This is a genomic window from Mycobacterium sp. E183 (assembly GCF_001667735.1).
GTDB lineage: Bacteria > Actinomycetota > Actinomycetes > Mycobacteriales > Mycobacteriaceae > Mycobacterium.
In genome coordinates, this window is the sequence record NZ_LZJN01000133.1 from 28438 (window position 1) to 47952 (window position 19515).

General features: G+C 69.3%; 16 protein-coding genes. 10 read left to right on the plus strand and 6 right to left on the minus strand.

What is annotated here, in order from left to right; translation table 11 throughout:
- Nucleotides 1–65: 65 nt before the first annotated feature.
- On the minus strand, nucleotides 66–3974 hold the full coding sequence (gene hrpA / locus A5691_RS14120; RefSeq protein ID WP_067889693.1) for an ATP-dependent RNA helicase HrpA: 3909 nt from the start codon (nucleotides 3972–3974) through the stop codon (nucleotides 66–68).
- Nucleotides 3975–4029: 55 nt separating this feature from the next.
- Between hrpA and A5691_RS14125 the strand changes: the two genes are divergently transcribed.
- From A5691_RS14125 to A5691_RS14155, 7 genes are all read left to right on the plus strand, one after another.
- Nucleotides 4030–4803: an enoyl-CoA hydratase/isomerase family protein gene (locus tag A5691_RS14125; RefSeq protein WP_067750666.1), complete on the plus strand. Its 774-nt coding sequence runs from the start codon at nucleotides 4030–4032 to the stop codon at nucleotides 4801–4803.
- A 149-nt stretch (nucleotides 4804–4952) separates the two neighbouring features.
- A complete protein-coding gene (locus A5691_RS14130; RefSeq protein WP_082950321.1) occupies nucleotides 4953–5315 on the plus strand; it encodes a DUF3253 domain-containing protein in 363 nt (120 codons plus the stop codon).
- An 82-nt stretch (nucleotides 5316–5397) separates the two neighbouring features.
- Nucleotides 5398–6063 carry a cutinase family protein gene (locus tag A5691_RS14135; protein ID WP_067750662.1) on the plus strand — a complete coding sequence of 222 codons (666 nt, stop codon included), beginning with the start codon at nucleotides 5398–5400 and terminating at the stop codon, nucleotides 6061–6063.
- A gap of 487 nt (nucleotides 6064–6550) precedes the next feature.
- The gene (locus tag A5691_RS14140; RefSeq protein WP_067750658.1) at nucleotides 6551–6805 is read left to right on the plus strand and encodes a hypothetical protein; all 255 of its coding nucleotides are present in this window, start codon (nucleotides 6551–6553) and stop codon (nucleotides 6803–6805) included.
- A 315-nt stretch (nucleotides 6806–7120) separates the two neighbouring features.
- On the plus strand, nucleotides 7121–7336 hold the full coding sequence (locus A5691_RS14145; protein ID WP_067750654.1) for a ferredoxin: 216 nt from the start codon (nucleotides 7121–7123) through the stop codon (nucleotides 7334–7336).
- Nucleotides 7333–8736, plus strand: a complete 1404-nt coding sequence (locus A5691_RS14150; RefSeq protein WP_067750649.1) for an NAD(P)/FAD-dependent oxidoreductase — start codon at nucleotides 7333–7335, stop codon at nucleotides 8734–8736. The genes A5691_RS14145 and A5691_RS14150 overlap by 4 nt, the downstream gene beginning before the upstream one ends.
- Nucleotides 8737–8748: 12 nt before the next feature.
- Nucleotides 8749–10017 (plus strand): cytochrome P450, encoded by a 1269-nt coding sequence (locus tag A5691_RS14155; protein ID WP_231969125.1) that lies wholly within the window; start codon nucleotides 8749–8751, stop codon nucleotides 10015–10017.
- A 5-nt stretch (nucleotides 10018–10022) separates the two neighbouring features.
- Here A5691_RS14155 and A5691_RS14160 read toward each other — a convergent pair whose 3' ends face one another.
- The 3 genes from A5691_RS14160 to A5691_RS14170 form a co-directional block, all read right to left on the minus strand.
- Entirely contained in the window at nucleotides 10023–10826 is an 804-nt protein-coding gene (locus tag A5691_RS14160) for an MOSC domain-containing protein (protein WP_156675572.1), read from the minus strand.
- Between the two features lie 132 nt (nucleotides 10827–10958).
- Nucleotides 10959–11282 carry a DUF732 domain-containing protein gene (locus A5691_RS14165; protein WP_067750642.1) on the minus strand — a complete coding sequence of 108 codons (324 nt, stop codon included), beginning with the start codon at nucleotides 11280–11282 and terminating at the stop codon, nucleotides 10959–10961.
- A 411-nt stretch (nucleotides 11283–11693) separates the two neighbouring features.
- Entirely contained in the window at nucleotides 11694–13022 is a 1329-nt protein-coding gene (locus A5691_RS14170) for a PPE domain-containing protein (RefSeq protein WP_067889687.1), read from the minus strand.
- A gap of 332 nt (nucleotides 13023–13354) precedes the next feature.
- On the opposite strand from A5691_RS14170, the gene A5691_RS14175 reads away from it, so the two are divergent.
- Nucleotides 13355–14530 (plus strand): glycosyltransferase, encoded by a 1176-nt coding sequence (locus A5691_RS14175; RefSeq protein WP_068016068.1) that lies wholly within the window; start codon nucleotides 13355–13357, stop codon nucleotides 14528–14530.
- A gap of 107 nt (nucleotides 14531–14637) precedes the next feature.
- Complete coding sequence (locus tag A5691_RS14180; RefSeq protein ID WP_068016047.1) at nucleotides 14638–15630, plus strand: bifunctional 2-polyprenyl-6-hydroxyphenol methylase/3-demethylubiquinol 3-O-methyltransferase UbiG; 993 nt, start codon at nucleotides 14638–14640, stop codon at nucleotides 15628–15630.
- Nucleotides 15631–15639: 9 nt separating this feature from the next.
- Here the strand turns inward: A5691_RS14180 and A5691_RS14185 are convergent, their stop codons facing one another.
- Entirely contained in the window at nucleotides 15640–17130 is a 1491-nt protein-coding gene (locus tag A5691_RS14185; protein WP_068016044.1) for an FAD-dependent oxidoreductase, read from the minus strand.
- Nucleotides 17131–17204: 74 nt separating this feature from the next.
- Nucleotides 17205–18029, minus strand: coding sequence for a hypothetical protein (locus A5691_RS14190; RefSeq protein ID WP_067782790.1), 825 nt, complete (start codon nucleotides 18027–18029; stop codon nucleotides 17205–17207).
- A 136-nt stretch (nucleotides 18030–18165) separates the two neighbouring features.
- On the opposite strand from A5691_RS14190, the gene A5691_RS14195 reads away from it, so the two are divergent.
- Nucleotides 18166–19449 (plus strand): Ig-like domain-containing protein, encoded by a 1284-nt coding sequence (locus tag A5691_RS14195; RefSeq protein ID WP_067782793.1) that lies wholly within the window; start codon nucleotides 18166–18168, stop codon nucleotides 19447–19449.
- Nucleotides 19450–19515: the final 66 nt, after the last annotated feature.

Consider the following 19515-nt stretch of genomic DNA (forward strand, 5'->3'; position numbering starts at 1 on the left):
GCGGCATCACCCTGGCCTTGCCGCAAGCCCCCCAGTGCGCTATAGGTTGAGAGTGGGAAGGTAATTCACGGACTGTCGCGCAGCGCCTCGATGGCGCGGTAGATCCGCTGCTCGCTCACCGGCCGTGGCGTGCCCAGCTGCTGCGCCCACAGGCTGACCCGCAATTCCTCGATCTGCCGCGCAACGTCGCGGACGTCCTCCGCCGCCCGCCGCACGGGTGACAGCGTGTGCGCCAGTTCTTCGTAGGCGTGCTGCACGGCGTGCACCCGCCGCATCCGATCCCGGTCCGCCTCGACCGCGGACGGCAGCCGCTCGAGGCGCCGGCGGATTGCCGTCAGGTAGCGGACTAGGTCGGACAGGTGGGCGCGACCCGTGGCCGTGACGAACGCCGGCGGCAACAGCCGGCCCAGCTGAGCCTGGACGTCGGCGATCGCGTCGGCCTGCGCGGGCGCGGGCGCACCGGGCAGGAGCAGCCGCACGTCCTGCGCGGCCGCCAGCACCTGCTGCACGCGGGCCACGATGTCGGCGGTCGCCGGCGCCAGCGCCCCGGCCGCGCCATCGCGCAGCGCGGCGAACTCGTCCCTGTTCCACACCGGACCGGCCAGCAGCGCGTCCGTCGCCGCGTCGGCGCAGTCCTCGAGCAGCGCGGCCAGGGAGCCATCCGGGTTCGCGCCGAGCACGAGCCGTGTGCGCGGATCCAATTGCCGCTCAATGGTTTTGACCGGGGACGGCACGCTCAGCCGCACCAAGCGGCGCATGCCCGGCCCCATCGCACCGTCTCGCTCCAACGGGTTCGCGAACACCCGCAGGTCGACGGCGCCGCCGGCGTCGACGAAACCGGGAAACCCGCGGACGGTACGTCCGTCGACCGTTCGCTCGATGACGGGTGGCACCGCGTCGAGGTCGTCGGGCCAGCCGCGCAGGCCGGTCCGTTCCAGCTCGGCGGCGACCGCCAGGGCGACGGCCCGGCGGGCGGGCGCGGCCAGCCGTTGTTGCAACGCGACCAGGTCCTTGCCGCGGGCGACCTCGGTGCCGTCACCGGACTCGACCGCGAAGGTCACCCGCAGGTGCGCCGGAAGCTTGTCCGGATCGAAGGCGTCGACCGGGACCGAAACCCCGGTGCGTCGGCGTAGTTCGCGCCGCAACGCCTCCAGCAGCGGCTCCCCCGCCGGGTCGATCCCAGCCAGCACGGCACGCGCGGTGTCGGGGGCGGGAACGAAGTTGCGGCGCAGGTCCTTTGGCAGTGATCGGATGAGCGCGGTCACCAGCTCCTCGCGCAGCGCCGGCACCTGCCAGGCGAACTCGTCACCGCCCAACCGCGCGAGCACGTCGATCGGCACGTGCACCGTGACGCCGTCGTCGGCGGCGCCCGGCTCGAACCGGTAGGTCAGCGGCAGCGCGACATCACCCGAACGCCAGACGGTCGGCCGCTCGGCGTCGGCCGTGTCGCCGGTGCGCAACAGGTCGTCACGAGTGAACGTGAGCAGCTGTGGTGTCTTGTGGCGCTGCTTGCGCCACCACGCGTCGAAGTGGCGCGCCGACACGACATCCGCGGGCACGCGCGCGTCATAGAACCTGTAGACCTCATCGTCACCGACAAGTAGGTCGCGGCGGCGGGCCCGCTCCTCGAGCTCCTCGAGCTCGGCGCGCAGCCGCGCGTTGTCGCGGAGGAAGCGGTGGCGGCTCTGCCAGTCCCCCTCCACCAGCGCATGCCGGATGAACAGCTCCCGCGCCACCGCCGGCTCCACGTGGGCATACCCGACGCGACGGCGCGCGACCAGTGGCAGGCCGTAGAGCGTCACCCGCTCGTAGGCCATCACCTCGCCGCGCTTGGCGTCCCAATGCGGCTCGCTGTGGGTGCGTTGCACCAGATCGCCCGCGACCCGCTCGACCACCTCGGGCTGGATCCGCGCGGCGGTGCGCCCGTAGAGGCGGCTGGTTTCGACCAGTTCCGCCACGACCACCCAGCGCGGCGGCCGTTTGGTGAGCGCCGAGCCCGGCGCGAGCAGGAAGCGCGAGTTCCGCGCGCCCAGATACTCGCGCCCGTCCTCTCGGCGCATCCCTATATGCGACAGCAAGCCGGCCAGCAGCGCCGCGTGCACCCGCGCCGGTTCGGCCGGCTCCGCGGATGCGGCGTCTTCGACGACGCCCAGGTCGCGGGCGATGCTGCGCAGTTGCCCGACCAGGTCCTGCCACTCGCGGATGCGCAGGTAGTGCAGGAACTCGTCTCGGCACATCCGGCGAAAGCCGTTGCCGGTCAGCGCTTTTCGTTTCTCTTGTAGGTATCGCCAGAGGTTGAGGTAGGACAGGAAGTCGGAACCGTCGTCGGTGAAGCGGGCGTGCTTCTGGCGCGCCGCCTCCTCGCGGTCGGTGGGACGTTCCCGCGGGTCGGGAATGGTCAGCGCGGCGGCCAACACCAGCACCTCACGCACGCAACCCTCGGCCTGGGCCTGCAAGATCATCCGGCCCAGCCGGGGGTCCACGGGCAGCCGCGCCAGTCGGCGCCCGAGGTCGGTGATGGCGCCGTGGGCGTCGAACGCCCCCAACTCCTGCAGCAGTTGCACCCCGTCGCGGATGCTGCGCCGGTCCGGCGGGTCGAGGAACGGAAAGTTCTCCACCTCGCCGAGCCGCAGCGCCGCCATCTGCAACAGCACCGCGGCGAGGTTGGTCCGCAGGATCTCGGGCTCGGTGTACCGCGGACGGGCCGCGAAGTCCTCCTCGGAATACAGGCGGATGCACACCCCGGCAGCGACGCGGCCGCAGCGGCCGGCCCGTTGCGCGGCGGACGCCTGCGAGATGGGTTCGATCGGCAGCCGCTGCACCTTCAGGCGGCGGCTGTACCGCGAGATGCGGGCGTTGCCGGGGTCGACGACGTAGCGGATGCCGGGCACGGTCAGCGACGTCTCGGCCACGTTGGTCGCCAGCACGACCCGGCGCCCGGTGTGGGGCGCGAACACCTTCTGCTGCTCGGCGGTGGGCAGCCGGGCGTACAGGGGAAGCACCTCGGTATTTCTCAGTCCGCCCAAAGCCTCTGCCGTATCACGGATTTCGCGTTCACCCGAGAGGAACACCAGGACGTCGCCGGCGGGCTCGGCCTCCAGTTCCCCGACCGCGTCGACGATCGCCTCGACCTCGTCTCGGGTCTCGGTGCGCACGACCTCGTGATCGGGGTCGTCCGGGTCGTCGGCTGTACCGCTCGACACCGGAACCTCCAACGGCCGGTAGCGAATCTCCACCGGGTACGTCCGTCCGGAAACCTCCACGATCGGCGCGCCGCCGAAGTGGTCCGCGAACCGCTGCGGCTCGATGGTCGCCGAGGTGACGATGACCTTCAGGTCGGGACGGCGCGGCAGCAGCTCGTGCAGGTAACCCAGGAGGAAGTCGATGTTCAGGCTGCGCTCGTGGGCCTCGTCGAGGATCAGCGTGTCGTAGCGCAGCAGCCGGCGGTCGCGCTGAATCTCGGCGAGCAGGATGCCGTCGGTCATCAGCTTGACCAGGGTGTGGTCGCTGACCTGGTCGGTGAACCGGACGGTGTAGCCGACCGTCTCGCCCAGCGGGCTGCCCAGTTCGTCGGCGATGCGCTGCGCGACGGTGCGCGCGGCCAGCCGCCGGGGCTGGGTATGCCCGATGGTTCCCCGGATTCCCCGGCCGGCCTCAAGGCAGATCTTGGGCAGTTGGGTGGTCTTGCCCGAGCCGGTCTCGCCGGCGACGACCACGACCTGGTTGGCGCGCAGCGCGTCGGCGATCTCCTGCCGCCGCTCGCTGACCGGGAGGTCGGGGAAGGCGATCGCCGGCACCGCGGCCCGCCGGGTGGCGACGAGTGCCTCGGCGTTCGCGATCTGCTCGGCGAATTGCCGCCGTACGTCGGGTTGCGCGCCCCGCAGGTTCCTCAGGCGCCTACCCAGGCGTGCGGCGTCGCGGGTGGTCAGACCGTCGAGGCGGGCGCGCAGTTCCGCGACGGACAATTCGGCCACTTTGGCCAGGATAGGCGCGGGCCGCATCGACCGTCGGCCGCCCTAGGGTGAACCCATGAGCCTCGTCACCTATGAGCTGGCCGACCACATCGCCACCATCACCCTCAACCGGCCCGAGGCTCGCAACGCCATCAACGGCGCCCTCCGCCGGGACTTGAATGCGGCGTGGGAGCGGTTCCGCGACGATCTGGACGCCTGGGTCGCGATCCTGACGGCCAACGGCGACGTGTACTGCGCGGGCGGCGACCTCAAGGACGGCGAGGGATCGGTCGGTACCTTCGGCGGCACCTTCTGGGAGAAGCCGACCATCAACTCCTTCGAATCCGGGATGGAGCTGTTCAAGCCGACCATCGCGGCGGTACACGGGCCGTGCATCGGCTACGGCGTGACCGGGGTGCTGTTCTGCGACTTCGTCATCGCCAGCACCGAAGCCAGCTTCTCCTTTCCCGAGGTGTCGATCGGGGTGCCGACCATAGTCGGGGCCATCCGGCTGCCCCAGCGGATCGGCTGGGCCAATGCCATGGAACTCCTGCTGACCGGTAAGCCGATGAGCGCGGCGCGGGCCAAGGAGGTCGGTCTGGTCTGGAAGCTGGTGGATCCCGACGAGCTGCAGGCCGAGGCCCGGGCGTGGGCGCGGACGCTCACCGAGGCCGCTCCCCTGGCGCAACGCGCCACCAAAGAGGTGGCGTGGCGCACGGCGAACATGGGCTGGATCGAGGCGGTCCGCTTCGGCGAGACCATGCGCAAGGTGGCCGGGGCGACCGAGGACGTCGCCGAGGGGCTGCGGGCGTGGGCCGAGAAGCGCAAGCCCCAGTGGCGCGGCCGCTAGCCGGCACAACGCGGAGCGCAACCGGCAGGACGGCAGTTCGGCCGCGAGCAGATCGGTCAGGTCCTGCACCCAGCGGCTGCACCGGCGCGCACGGACCGAGGTTTGAGGACGTGGTGGCGGACACCGCCGCGTTGCCCTTCACTGGTTGGGTGGGTGAGCGATTGCGCGCCGAACTCGGCCGGGTCCTTGCTGGTCGTGGTCCCGGCGCCGACCACGCCGAGATCGCTCTCGGAGCCGGGCCGATCGGGCGGCGGCTGGAATCGTCGATCCGCGCGTTGACCGAGCATCGAGGCCCGCGGAGCAGCATCTGCCCTTCGGACGCCGCCCGGGCCGTGGGCGGCGAGAACTGGCGCGACTTGATGGCCGCCGCCCGCGACGCCGCGCGGAAGCTGGCCAGATCGGGCGACGTGCAGATCACGCAGCGCGGCAACGTCGTCGATCCCGACGACGACTGGAGCGGCCCCATCCGCATCCGGCTGCCGCAGGCCGACAACCCTTGTGCTGCAAGATGATTCGGCGCGCCGAGGTGGTTGGGGGCGCGGTAGCGCCAACCGCCGGGACCGCCGGGACCGGCGGTGTGACAGGATTTCCGCCATGAGTGCACGCAGATTTGGTCGTATTGTCGGTGTCTCGGTGGCGACGACCTGGGCAGCGCTGAGCGTCCCGGTCGCCCTCCCCACCGCCGCCGCCGATGCCTGCTCCGACGTCTCGGTGGTCTTCGCCCGGGGCACGCATCAGGAGCCCGGGCTGGGCAACATCGGCCAGGCTTTCGTGGATTCGCTCACCTCGCAGCTCGGCGGGAAGTCCGTCGACGTCTACGCGGTCAACTACCCGGCCAACGACGACTACCACAACAGCGCGAACGCCGGCTCCAACGACGCGAGCACCCACATCCAGGACACCGTCGCCAGCTGCCCGAACTCGAGGATCGTGCTCGGCGGGTACTCCCAAGGCTCAACGGTGATCGATCTGGCCACCAACGCGATGCCGCCGTCGGTCGCCGATCACGTCGCCGCCGTCGCGCTGTTCGGGGAGCCCAGCAGCGGGTTCTCGTCCATGCTGTGGGGCGGCCAGCCGCTTCCGACGATCAATCCGGCGTACGGATCCAAGACCCTCAGCTTGTGTGCCCCCGACGACCCGATCTGTTCCGGCGGCGGCAACATCATGGCGCACGTCTCCTACATCGACGCCGGGATGACCAACCAGGCCGCCACGTTCGCCGCCAACAAGATCAACCAGGGGCCGCCGGCGCGCGCCTGAACACGCCAGCCTTTCGCGCGCTCCCCTCGGCGCCGTTGCTTCTCGGCGCCCGCCGGCTGCGCGACGCGCTCCGCCTCGGTGCGCGTGTCGGCCCGGGCCGACTGCGTTGCCGCACGGTTGCGTTGCTCGGCGGTCTCGCAGGCCTCTTGATCCCCCGCCGGGCGGCCGCCTGCGCTTTCTTGGCGGTCCTCGACCGCCTCGTCGCGGACGCCCTTCAGCCTGGCGTCGGCCTGTTCCTTCCTGGTCGCGTCTTCGCGTCCAGGTGCGCGGCGCGGCCCAGCGCGCCGCTGCGTTCGGCGGGCGCCGTCCCGCGCTCCACCAGGCCACCGATATCGCCGATCAAACCCGGCTGTGACCTGGGTCACCACCTGTTGGTTCGCCCGGATCGGCGCTCTCGGCGAGTGAATTGCCCAGCAGCTCAACGGAAGTCGCGCGCCGGACGGTATCGCGCTGCGCAGCGCGTTTCCGATCGGTTACCGTCGAAGGCATGTCCAAAGTCTCCGGTAACGACCCCATCGACGACGTCACCCCAGGCGACATCATCGCCGTCGACCGCGGCTCTGGTGAACAGCCTTACAAGGTGGTGTTCAAGGACGCCACCGAGGGCGGCTACCTCCTCACGTTCGAGGCCGGCGACGGGGAAACCTTCCAGCTCCACCTGGCCGCCGGTACGACGGTGACCCGATCGCTCGAGTCGAAATGGGAATCGGCGCAGAGTCCCACCCCGCGCACCGACGCGTAGACGGCGGCCCCTGGCGCCGCAATTCCTCGCACACCCAACGCGATCGCGGCGGGATGTGCCGCCCATCGGCGGAGTAAACGCGGCCTCCCGTTTTGGGCCCGTCCTGGGCGGGAATGCAACGCCCCAACGGAGGGAGCGGCGTGAGCTATCTGGGTTTCGCCAAGGAACAGCGCTGCGCAATCTGGGTGCCTGACTGACGCGCGCCGGACCCGGTCGCACTGGGCGCGAATCTTTCGTGAACCCTGTGGCGGGCGCCCGCCGCGAAGTAGTCTGCCCTCAAAGAATGCTGGTAGCCGACGGGCGGAAGGTCGGGGCATGCGGCTGGTCGTCGATCTCAACAAGTGCCAGGGCTACGCGCAGTGCGTCCCGCTGGCGCCCGACGTACTGCAGCTCGTCGGTGAAGAAGCGCTCGCCTACGACCCGAATCCCGACGATTCCGCGCGGCAGCGGGTATTGCGTGCGGCGGCTTCCTGCCCGGTGCAGGCGATCATCCTCGAAGTGGATCCGCCGTCGGACCGGGACACCGTATGAGCACGGGTTCGTTGGTCAGCCAGCTGGTCGACACGTTCAGAGCCGAGGGCCGGATCGTCATCGTGGGAGCCTCCCTGGCCGGCTTGCGCGCCGCGGAAGCGCTGCGCGAGACGGGGTTTCGGGGCCAGTTGACCATCATCGGCGACGAGCCCCACGAACCCTACGACCGACCGCCGTTGTCCAAGCAGGTTCTGAAGGGCTGGGTGCCCGCCGACCACACCAAGCTTCCCCGCCTGCGTCCCGTCGACGCGCAGTGGCGGCTCGGCGTGGCGGCGGTGGGGCTGGACCGGTCCAATCGCCAGGTGTTGCTGGCCAACGGCGAGAAGGTCGACTACGACCGGCTGCTGATCGCCACCGGCACCAGGGCGCGGCCCTGGTTCAACCCCGAAGAGGCAGCTCTGGAGGGGCTGTTCACCGTGCGCACCTGCGACGACGCGGCGAAGCTGGCAGCGGCCCTGAAGGCGCGGCCGCGCCGGGTGCTCATCGTCGGCTCGGGTTTCGTGGGATCGGAGATCGCCTCGGTGTGCCGCGATCTCGATCTACCGGTGAGCGTCGCCGAGCGCGGCAAGGCACCCCTGACGGGCGCCCTGGGCGGCGTGATCGGCGACATCGCCGCGCAGATGCAGATCGAGGCGGGCGTCGACCTGCGCACCGGTGTCGCGGTCGACGGCCTCGACGGTGACGCCGACGGCCACGTCCGCGCCGCCCGCCTGTCCGACGGCACGGTGCTCGAGGTCGACGTCGTCGTGGCCTCACTGGGCTCGATCCGCAACGTTGAATGGCTCGAGGGGGCGCAGCTCGCGAGCGGATTTTGGGGGGTGGCCTGCGACGCCGGCTGCCGCGCGTTCGACATCAACGGCGTGGTGACCGACAACATCTTCGTCGCCGGCGACGTGGCGCGCGCCCCGCACGTGCTCTACGAGTACCAGTTCATGTCGCAAGAGCATTGGGACAACGCCGTTTTCGGTGCCGCGGTGGCGGCCAACAACATGATCAGCGTCGAGACGGGACGTCGGCCGCACCTGCCACTGCCCTCGTTCTGGTCCGGGCAGTTCGGCGTCAACATCAAGAGCGTCGGCGTGTGCTCGTTCGGCGACGAGATCGTCTTCACCCAGGGCTCGGTCGAGCAACGCCGCTTCGCGGCCGCCTACGGTCACCGGGGCCGCGTCGTCGGCGCGGTGACGTTCAACCACGGCAAGTGGCTGCCCTACTACGCCTCCCTCATCGAGCGATCCGCCCCGTTTCCGCCGCCGCCACCGGGCTACGACCGTCCCGCCATCTTCGAGCCGATGCCGGCCCGATTCCCCGACCCGCGCGAACGGACGGACATCCCCGACGTGGTGCTCACCGGGCACGACCCGACCTCGCGGGGCGCCGAATTCCGGCCCCGGATCCGCTGACGGGAGACGACATTGGACGCCGCGACCGCCTGGGCCGAAGCGATGAAGTTCGAGAACCGGCCGAACCCCTACCCGTATTTCGAAGAGCTGCGCAAGGCGCCGGTAGCCAAGGTCGCCGACAAGACCTACGTGGTCACCGGCTATCCCGAGTTGCTCATCCTGGCCCACGACCCGCGAATCAGCTCCGACATTCGCCGCAGCCCAGCGGATTTCGGCGTCGAGAAGCCCGACCCCGAGCCCGGCAGCGGACACATGCAGGCCTACGGCCGCGAGCCGAGCATCATCGTCTCCGACCCGCCCGATCACGACCGGGCCCGGCGCCAGGTCATGCGCCACTTCGGCCCCCCGCATTCCCCCGACGTCATTCCCGACATGGAACCGCTTGTCGTGCGGCTGGCGAACGACCTCCTCGACAAAACCAAGGCGCGCGGCGCCACCCGCGTGGACGTGGTGGAGGAATTCGCCTACCCGATCCCCGTCGCCGTCATCTGCAAGATCCTTGGCGTACCCGTCGAAGACGAGCCGATGTTTCACTCCTGGATCTTCGACTTCATGATGGGCCTCGACCTGGGTCCGGAGGGCGCCACCGAGGAAGGGCGCGCGCTCGCCGAGCGGGGCCGCGCGGGCACCGCCGCCTTGCTGGCGTATCTGGGCGACCTGGTGCGCAGGTATGCGACGAACCCGGGCGACGGCTTGCTGTCCAGTTTGCTGCACGATGACGGCCCGGACGGCCCGATGTCGTTGCAGGAGGCGACATCCAACGCGATGCTGCTGCTCGTGGCCGGTCACGACTCGACGGTCAACACCATCAGCAACTGCGTGATGACGCTGCTGCGCAATCCCGGCTCGTGGGAACTGGTTCGGCGGCGCCCCGAGCTCATTCCCCGCGTCATCGAAGAGGTGCAACGGCTGCAGTCGGCGGTGCAGTTCTTTCCCAGCCGCAGTGCGACCGCCGACATCGAGGTCGGCGGAACCGTGATCCCCGCGGGCTCGGCGGTGTATCTGATTTACGCCGCCGCCAACCGGGACCCGCGTCGGTTCGACAGCCCGGATCGCTTCGATCCGCTGCGGCCCGACAACGAGCATTTCGGTTGGGGCAGCGGCATTCACACCTGCATGGGCGGTCCGCTGGCGCGGCTGGAGGTCAACCTGGCGCTGGAGGTCTTCGTGCGTCGCGTCGACTCTCCGAAGCTGGTGGTCGACCCGCCGCAATACCGGCACAATCAGGTGTTCCGCGGGCCACGCCATCTCTGGGTGGACTTCGCGGCGATCGGTGATTGAACGGCCTACCGGCCGATCGTGACGGGGTCACCGACGTGGATGACGCCACCGGTCACCACCGCCAGATATGCACCCGCGCACGGCTGAGCGCCGTGACCGCCCGTATCCCAACGGTTTTCGGCGGCGGGTGTGCGGAGCGCCTGCGCGGCGCGCGGCAGTGGGCCGTGCTCGAGCGTCGGTACGACGCAGCGCGACGTTGCCGTCAGGACACGCAGCCTCGCCTCGCCGACCGCGATCTCACCGCCGACCCAGTCGTTCTCCACATAGGGAGGGCAACCCGGCGGCGTCGCGACCACCAGGTTCGGGCGATACCGCAGGGCCTCGACGCCGATGTGTTCGAGCGTGGCGGTCGTGATCGCGTGCAGCGGGGCTTCGTCGGTGAACGAGTCGCCCGGCGTCGCCTGCGCGATCTCCAAGATGCGGCCGCCGACTTCGGCGTCCAGGCCCAGTTCGAGCAGCTGCTCGGGGTCCGGGCGCACCAACGTCGCGCCGTCGGGGCGCTGGGTGACCAGCCGGACCGATCGCCCCAACAGCTGCGAGAGCCGATCATCGATGCCAGGGTCGTCGGCCGCCACCCTCGTCCCGTCGGGCAGCTCGATGTGCACCCCGCCGTCGTGGCGGCTGGCCGTGCACTTCAACAGCCCGCGCCAGAGCCGGGCGTTCTTGGCGCTGGCCACGTGACCGGTAGTGGTGTCGAGGAGGGCAAGCCGGCGGTCCCCCTCGGCGCCGTGTTCGTCGACGAACATGCTCGGCACGGTCTCGCCGAGCATCGACTTCACCGGGTAGCGAAGCAGGCTCTCAACCCGCATCTCGCCCGCGGCTTGACCTGAAAAGGCCGTCGGCTGCTCCACTGGCTGTCCCCACCTAGCGACCCTGCCCGCATTGTCTGGATCAGACTATGCGGGCAGGGCGCGGAACTCAGGTGGTGGGTCTGAGAACGATCAGCCCGGGCAGTACGTCGACTCCGCCGCGCTGACCCAGCCGGTCATGTCGGCGAACGAGAAGCCCTTCGCGCTCATGCCGGAATGCAGGTCGGCGGCGATCGCATCCGGCGTCTTGCCGGCCATCCGGTCGGCGCACACCGCGTGTCCCAGCGCGATCATGTCCGAGTCACTCGACGAGGGCCACGTGAACCCGAGGTTGTGCAATTTCGTCAAGTAGGCGTCGTCGGTGCTGTCGGCCGAGGCAATTGCGGTGCTCGCGGTCAGGGCAGCGCCAATCATCACGGGAATCGTCAGTTTGGCCAGCAAACGCGGTGCAAGCATTTCACGACCTTCTTTTCTTGTCGGTGTTGAGGGTGGGGCCAGTATATGAGTGGGCGGCGTGAACAGATATTAAAACTAAGAAAATTGCGGTGCCCGCACTACAGGTTGCCGGACCACTATTCCGTGGTCGTATTGCCAACTCGATGGCGCTGTCCTGCAGCTGAACCGGCTTGGCGAGATCCAAAGTGAAAGGCACCTAGAGAGCGAAAGGCTGGCATTTCGGGTCGCCGATATAGCCAGATGATGCCGTGTTGGTGACGCGAGCGTTAGCGGCACGATAATTTCGAACTTCCTACCGACACCGACCCTAAAATGACGCACCAGCATACAAATATCATACGAAACAATTGACCGCGACATCTGTCGATATCGGACGCGTTTGTCGCCGCGGAAAACGGGTGCACGACACCGTCAGTGTGGGAGCAGCCGCTGCTTCTGTTCGAGGAACTCGTCCTCCGTGATGATCCCCGCGTCCCGCAGGGAGGCCAGCTCGCGCAACTCGGCGGCGATGCTGGTGATCGGGCCACCGGCCGGGACTTGCGGCGCCGCGGGGGCACCCTCGGTCGCCTTCTGCGTGGAGGCCCTGATTCGCTCCGCGCGACCTGCGCCGCCCGTGCCGGCTATGGCACGCCCGGCCATGCTCGCCGCGGCCATCTCGCCGAACAAGCTCCCGGTGCCTGCGGACGAGGCTGGAGCGGCGGCGCCCACGGTGGTGGCGGGCAGGGCCAGAGCGGCCGGGCGCACCGCGGGGGCGGCGGCCGCCCAGGCCGGCGGCACCGACATTGCGCCGACCGTATTGGCCTCGCCCAGGGAAGCCGTCGCCGCCGAGCCCCCCGCCAGGTTGGTGATGACCGGGAAAGGCGTCGGGGGCACCGGCGCCGAGCCGGGCCAGGACTGGACCCCCGCCCAGCCGCTGACGATGTCGTCGGTGTGGAAACCGGTCAACGCCCCGGAGACGTCGTAGGGAAGCGCCACGATGGCGGCGGCGAGCCCCGCCGTGCCGACTTCTGGGTCGACGAACACCGCGCTCAGGTCGGCTGCCAGCCCCAGCAGGTCCCGCCCGCCGAAGCCGAAATCGAGGGGGCTCGCGAGGTTGAGCAGCGCATTGGGCGCCGCAGAGAAGGCTTGTGCCGACGACAGGGCGTTTTGCACCTTGCCGGCCGACGTGCCTGCGGCCTGGGTCAGGGCGGCGGCCTGCCGCACCGATCCGCCCGAATCGGTGCTCGGTTCCGGCGGGGCGAACGGCGTCAGCCTCGCCGCCGCCGCCGACGCCGCCGCGTAGGCGTACATGGCCCCGGCGTCTTGGGCCCACATCTCCGAATATTGCGCCTCCGTGGTCGCGATCGCCGGCGTGTTCTGCCCGAAGACGTTCGTCGCGATCAGGGACATCAGCAGGCTGCGGTTGGCCGCGATCACCGGCGGCGGCACCGTTTCGGCGAACGCCGCCTCGTACGCCGCCGCGGCGGCTTTGGCCTGGTTGGCGGTCTGTTCGGCCTGCGCCGCGGCGCTGCGCGTCCAGGTCACGTACGGGGCGGCCGCGGCCGCCATCGCCTCCGCCGCAGGCCCGAGCCACGGCCCGCCGGTCAGCGCCGTGACCTCCGCCTGGTAGGAGGTCGCCGCGGAATGCAGGGCGACGGCCAGCGCGTCCCAGGCCATCGCGGCGGTGAGCAGCGGCGCGGCACCGGGGCCGGTATACATCCGCGCGGAGTTGATCTCCGGAGGCAGTGCTGCGAAGTCCATGTCGTCGTCTCCTCCGGACGGGTTAACAGGTAGCCACGGCGTTAACGGCTCGTTGCGGGCGGTAGGGGGATTGCCCAACGGGCAGCAAACAAATCTTGTTTCCTCTAGTAGTACAGGTCCGGCACCGGTGGATAACCGGGTGCTGCCCCCTTACCCCACATCGTCCTCCCTGAGAACACCGATAAATTACCCTCGCAGCGCAGTGGAGCCTGTCAACGCCACGGAGCGGCCTCGGGCTTTGCCCGTGCGGGCCCAGCCAATCAGAGCGGACCGGCGCGACATGGCGGGTCTGCTTGGATCGATATCGGATACCGCGAGTGAGGGCGGAGCGGATGAAGTTCGTGATGGCGAGCTACGGGGGGCGCGGCGATATCGAGCCCTGCGCCGCGATCGGCCGGGAGCTCTCCCGCCGAGGCCACGACGTCAGCCTGGCCGTTCCGCCGGACAAGGTGGGTTTCGTCGAGTCGGCGGGGCTGGCCGGGATCGCTTACGGGCCCGACACTCAACGCGCCATGATCGCGGCGAGGGAACTCCTGGGCCACTTCCATGGCATTGGCGCAGCGCCGCAAGTGGCTGACCGGGTCCACCGAATCTGGTTGGAGAAGAGCACGACCCTGACGGCACTAGCCCAGGGAGCGGACCTCCTCCTGGGGCACATGAACGACCAGGCGTTGGCGGCCAACGTCGCCGAATATCACGGGATCCCGTTCGCCGCGCTACACGTCTTCCCGGCTCGGATCATGCCCTCAAGTGATGTGTATTCGCGGATCGCCGGGGATGCGGCGGACGCGCAACGTCGTGAACTCGGATTGCCGCAGGCGGCCGCGCCGGCGCGCTCGGAAAGCGGATTGCTCGAACTTCAAACCTATGACGAACTCTGCTTGCCGGGGCCCGCGGCCGAATGGGTCGAGCCCGGCGGTCGGCGGCCCTTCGTCGGCTCCTTGACGCTGGAGTTGCCAACCCATTTTGACGACGAGGTGCTGACCTGGATCGCCGATGGGACGCCGCCGGTCTACTTCGGTTTCGGCAGCACCCCGATTGATTCTCCCGCCGAGACGGTCGCCGTCATAAGCGCGGCCTGCGCGCAGTTGGGTGAGCGGGCGTTGATCTGCGCCGGCGCCAACGACTTTCGCCGCGTTCCACGGTCGCCTCACGTCAAGGTGGTGGATGCGCTGAATTACGCGGCCATCTTTCCCGCCTGCCGCGCAGTGGTCCACCACGGGGGCTCGGGCACTACGGCTGCGGGTCTGCGCGCCGGGGTTCCGACGCTGATTCTCTGGACGGTGTGGGACCAGCCGATGTGGGCAGAGGGTATCGAACATTTGGAAGTCGGCGCCGGGCGGGGCTTTTTCGATAGCACCCTGGACTCACTAGTCGCCGACCTGCGCTCGATCCTTACTCCGGAATGTGCCGCCCGAGCCCGAGAGGTGGCCGCGCGGATGACCAAACCCGCCGAAAGCGTCGCGAAGGCCGCCGATTTGTTGGAAGACGCCGCGGGGTCGGGGTGATCGGCGGGTGGATCCAATCGGTGGTGCAAAGCCGCCGGGTCGTGTAGAAGGTTCTGGTGCAGGTTCCGCCTTCTGAGCCTCTCGAGCCGTCGATCCTCTACGAGTCGATGATCAGGCGGTGGTATCGACGGACGTCGGCCGAGGGGCACATCAGAGTGCCGGCCGTCCCGAGCCTGATCGACGAGTACGTGCAATTGTGCGCCAACGTTTGCGCCACCCTGGGCGTCTGGCACACGCCAGAACAGTCCGCGCAGCTGCGGATCTCGCTGGAGGCCGAGCTGGCGAAGGGCTTCAAGGCATCCCCCCGCTCGGACGTCGTCATCTCGTTCAGCGCCCCCTTCGGGACGAGCGTCAACATCCGCGTCAAAGCCGAATGGCGGACGCTCGACGCCGCCTACGACGAATGGGTGGACGTGCGCCCGGGGCCACTGTTCGGCACCGAGCCCGACGCGCGGGTACTCGCTCTGGCCGCCGAAGCGGCTGATCCGACGACCTACCGCGTGCTGGACGTCGGGGCGGGGACCGGCCGCAACGCCCTCGCGCTGGCCCGTCGCGGCCACCCCGTGGATGCGGTCGAGATGGCCGCGAAGCTGGCCGACATCATGCGCGCGGAGGCGCAGAGCGAATCGCTGGCCGTGCGGGTGATTCAGAGCGATGTCTTCACGGCGATGGAAAGCGTCCACGACGAATACCAGTTGATGGTGCTCGCCGAGGTGGTGCCCGACTTCCGCACGACCCAGGAGCTGCGGGGCATGTTCGAACTGGCCGCCGAATGCCTGGCTCCCTCGGGACGATTGCTGTTCAGCACGTTCCTGCCCCGCGACGGCTATGTGCCCGACGATTCCACGCTGCAGTTCGGCCAGCAGTGCAACAGCATGATCTACACGCGCGACCAGATGGCGACTGCGGTGGCGGGCCTGCCCCTCGAGCTGATCGCCGACGACTCCGCGTACGAATACGAGAAGGCCCACCTGCCCGCAGGCGCCTGGCCGCCCACCGCGTGGTTCGAGGGGTGGGCCAATGGCCTTGACGTGTTCGACGTCGAGCGCGAGCACTCGCCGATCGAGTTGCGTTGGCTCATCTACCGCAAGACGGACTGAGCGCCCGTTCTAGGCGGACAAGTCGCGGGTTGCCGGCCCCTCCAGCAGGGTGCCATCCGGGGCGAAGCGCGAGCCGTGCAACGGACATTCCCAGGCCTTGTCGGCGTCGTTCCAGTTCACGATCCCGCCGAGGTGCGGGCAGACCGGGGAAACGACATGTTCGGTGCCGTCTACCCGGCAGCGCGCCTCCAGATGCCACGGGGGCCCACTCACCACGCCGCCTTCGTCCGCGCCGGGGCTGCGGCGGCCGGTGCGCAGCAGCGGGGTGATCCAGCCCTTGGCCAGATCGAAGCCCACCTCGAGGTTGGCCTGCATGGCGGTCGGCAGCCCGGTCAGCTCATGGGGGCTCCAGCTGGCGAACGCCTTGGCCCAGTCCATTCGCCCGCCCAGGATGCGGCCGGACAGCGCCAGCGCCGCGGCGGCGCCGTTCGTCATCCCCCACTTGTTGAATCCTGTTGCCACAAAGATGGTTTCGGTCTTGGGCAGGATGGGTCCGACGTAGGGCAGCTGGTCGATGGGCGTGTAATCCTGCGCCGACCAGAAATGCGTCTGCTCGGCACCCGGATAGTGTTTGCGGGCCCACGACGCCAGTTCCCCGAGCGCCTGCGACGGGCTCTTCTTGCGGCCCACGGTGTGGCCGGCCCCGCCCACGATCAGCCGCTCCTCGTCCGCGACGGGTGCGTAACGCACCGATCGGGTCGGCGAGTCGGTGGAGATCATCATCGGCCGGGTGATGTTGCCGGGGACCTTGAACGCCATGCAGTAGGACCGGCTCGGCTTCACGCGCGCGAAGTATCCCCCGCGGTCCAGGATCGGGATGCCGGTGGCGAGCACCAGCTGCTGGGCCTCGAGTTCCACGTCTCGCTCGGCGGCGTCGTTGACGTGTACGCGCACGCGGTCGCCGCGGCTGGACACCCGCCGGACCCGGGTGTGCTCGACGAGGCGGCCGCCGCGGCCGAGCAGTTCCGCCGCCAGCGCGTCAAGGAATGGCATGGGATCGAACTGCGCCTGGTCGGGCAGCCGCACCCCGCCGTGGTAAGGGAACGGCACGTCAGGGTCGTCGGCCCAAACTGCGGGCAGCCCAACCGCCTGGCAGGCCTGGAGCTCCAGTCGCGCCGATGGCACGCCCTTGGCGGACTGGGCGTAGGTGTAGGCGTCCTCGCGCTGCACCGCGATGCCATGCGACTCGCAGTAATCGATGACCCAGTCCTGGCCTTCGCGATTTCCGTCCACGTAGGCGCGGGCCAGGTCCCTGCCATGTCTGGGCAGGATCTTCGACAGGTGGGTGGCCTGCAGCAGGCTGATCTTCGCCGTGGTGTTCCCGGTGGCGCAGGCCCCGACGGTGCGAGCCTCGAGCACCAGCACGTCCTTGCCGGCGCGGGCCAACAGCACCGCGGTCATCAGCCCGGTGATGCCTGCACCCACGACGATGACATCCGCGGAGCGGGGGCCTTGGTCAAGCTGGCTTGCGGCCCAAGGCTGTTCGCCTCGGTTGGTCATCCATAACGACGTCACGGGTGGGCTAATACCCCTGCCGAACCCGGGGAAACACCGCCGCGGCCCGGCGGGCGGCGTCACGCCCGCCTCAGCTGCGCTTTCGCCTCCCTGACCGATTCTTCCGCGGCGCGGCCGGCCCGCTTGGCCCGGTCGAAGGCCGCTTCGGCGCGTTCGAGTTCGCGCTCGGCGGTCCGCAACGCGGCGAACGCCTCGCCGCGACGCCTCCGGGCCGCATCGCGCTCGGCGCGGCGGTCGGACTGTGCGGCGTCGGCGTCGGCCGCCTTGCGCTCGGCGGCCGTAACGGCCGCCGTCAGTTTTTCGAGACGCCGCTGCGCGGCGACGTCTCGCGCTGACCGCTTGCCGGATTGTGGCGGGGATTTCGCCGGCCGCTTCCCGGCCTTGGCGGTGCGGGCGGAGGTCGTCGATACCGTGCTCGCGGCGCCGAGGTCGCCGAAACCCGACCACTGCTCGGGGCGCGCCAGCCGGCCGAGCCGCTGCCTGACCTCCGGTTCGGCGATGGCGGCTTGCAGCGTGCTGGCGATGTCGTCGCGGACGGCCGAGGACGGCTGTTTGACGCCGGCCGCGTCGAGTGCGGCCCGCATGAGCTCGCCGATGAGCCGGTGCTGCTGGGCCGACAAGTCCCGGATGCGTGCCCCGTCCATGGCGGCGTGCGCGGCGCGCAGCTCGTCACCCAGCGCCGCCAGCCGCCGCCCGGTGTCGCGGTGCCGCAGCGCGAGCCGATTGACGATCCACGCCGCCGTGGTTGGCTTGTTGCAAGCGGAAATTCGCTTGGCCGCCGTGTCGTCCCCGCGGCGTTTGGCCGCGGCGGTCAATCTGGTGCGCTCCGCGGTGAACTCCTTTGGCGTTGCCCAATAAAGGCTGTCCAGTTCGTCGTCGGCCATGACGCCATGATCCACGCGCCGGGGCTCGGTCGGTTTAAAAACCGCACCTCCGTGGCACCTGAAGGACAACATCGTCGCGCCGGGAGGCGAGCGACTTCGGCCCGGCACCAACAGAAGGCAAGGATCCCTCAGCTCGATGACGCCCAAGACCGGTGGTCGGCCCGCTCCCCGGATCCCCCGGGATCGCCGGTTATTGGTCGCCGTTTCGGCGGCCGTCGTACTGGTGGGCGCCGTCGTGATCGCGGTGTCCCTCGGTTGCTTCGGCGGCGGTGGGTGCGGTCACCGCAGTGCCTCGTCCAAGGCCTCGGGGCCGGCTCAGGTGACGATCACGCCGGCCCCCGACGCGCACGACGTCGATCCGGTCGCGCCCGTGATGGTCAAGGCCGACACCGGAACGCTGACCGACGTCCGAATGGTCAACGAAAGCGGCAAATCGGTGCAGGGCGTGACGACACCCGACAACACCGTGTGGAAGCCCACCGTCCCCCTGGGCTACGGCCGCACCTATACGCTGACGGTTACCAGCCGCGGTCCCAACGGCATTGCGTCCACCCAAGTTTCGTCATTTTCGACGCTGAAACCGTCCAACCAGACCAAGGTGTCGTTCACCACCACGTCGGAGGCCGTCCTCAAAGATGGCGGCACGTATGGGGTCGGGACGGTGATCGTCGCGCACTTCGACGAACAGATCGCCGACCGCGCCGCCGCCGAGCGCCAGCTGGCGGTGACCACCAACCCGAAGGTGGAGGGTTCGTGGTACTGGGTCGACGACCAGAACGCCCATTGGCGCCCGGAGCACTACTACGCCCCGGGCACGACCGTCACGGCCGAAGCCAAGATCTATGGAATCTCTTTGGGCAATGGCCTATTCGGGCAGGACGACACCAAAGTGTCGTTCCGGATCGGCGACGCCCACGTATCGATCGCCGACGACGCGACTCATCAGGTCAGCGTCTTCGACAACGGAGCCCTGGTCCGCACGATGCCCACCTCGATGGGGATGGGCGGCACCGAAAACGTCGGCGGCAAGAGCATCTCGCTGTGGACTCCCCCGGGCGTCTACACGGTGCTCGACAAGGGGAACCCCGTCGTCATGGACTCCTCCACGTTCGGGCTGCCGAAGAACTCCCGCCTGGGCTACCGCGAGACCATCAACTGGGCCACCAAGATCAGCACCGACGGCATTTACCTGCACGAGCTGGACGCCACGGTGTGGGCACAGGGCCATCAGGACACCTCGCACGGCTGCCTGAACCTCAACGCCGACAACGCGAAATGGTTCTACGACTTCTCCGTGCCCGGCGACGTGGTCGAGGTCCGCAACAGCGGCGGCCCGCCGCTGACGCTGGCGCAGAACGGTGACTGGACACTCAGCTGGGACGACTGGCGCAAAGGCAGCGCCCTGAAGCCCCAGACGTGACGCGGTTCATTCGTCACCGCCGGTTGTGCCCCACTTCACAGTAAAGTCTTGACTCGATCCAAATAA

Bases quoted from the DNA above. Each gene is read 5' to 3' on its own strand.
- A5691_RS14125 (WP_067750666.1), top strand. From the start codon at position 4,030: ATGAGCCTCGTCACCTATGAGCTGGCCGACCACATCGCCACCATCACC.
- A5691_RS14135 (WP_067750662.1), top strand. From the start codon at position 5,398: ATGAGTGCACGCAGATTTGGTCGTATTGTCGGTGTCTCGGTGGCGACG.
- A5691_RS14140 (WP_067750658.1), top strand. From the start codon at position 6,551: ATGTCCAAAGTCTCCGGTAACGACCCCATCGACGACGTCACCCCAGGC.
- A5691_RS14145 (WP_067750654.1), top strand. From the start codon at position 7,121: ATGCGGCTGGTCGTCGATCTCAACAAGTGCCAGGGCTACGCGCAGTGC.
- A5691_RS14150 (WP_067750649.1), top strand. From the start codon at position 7,333: ATGAGCACGGGTTCGTTGGTCAGCCAGCTGGTCGACACGTTCAGAGCC.
- A5691_RS14160 (WP_156675572.1), bottom strand. From the start codon at position 10,826: ATGCGGGTTGAGAGCCTGCTTCGCTACCCGGTGAAGTCGATGCTCGGC.
- A5691_RS14165 (WP_067750642.1), bottom strand. From the start codon at position 11,282: ATGCTTGCACCGCGTTTGCTGGCCAAACTGACGATTCCCGTGATGATT.
- A5691_RS14170 (WP_067889687.1), bottom strand. From the start codon at position 13,022: ATGGACTTCGCAGCACTGCCTCCGGAGATCAACTCCGCGCGGATGTAT.
- A5691_RS14175 (WP_068016068.1), top strand. From the start codon at position 13,355: ATGAAGTTCGTGATGGCGAGCTACGGGGGGCGCGGCGATATCGAGCCC.
- A5691_RS14180 (WP_068016047.1), top strand. From the start codon at position 14,638: ATGATCAGGCGGTGGTATCGACGGACGTCGGCCGAGGGGCACATCAGA.
- A5691_RS14185 (WP_068016044.1), bottom strand. From the start codon at position 17,130: ATGACCAACCGAGGCGAACAGCCTTGGGCCGCAAGCCAGCTTGACCAA.
- A5691_RS14190 (WP_067782790.1), bottom strand. From the start codon at position 18,029: ATGGCCGACGACGAACTGGACAGCCTTTATTGGGCAACGCCAAAGGAG.
- A5691_RS14195 (WP_067782793.1), top strand. From the start codon at position 18,166: ATGACGCCCAAGACCGGTGGTCGGCCCGCTCCCCGGATCCCCCGGGAT.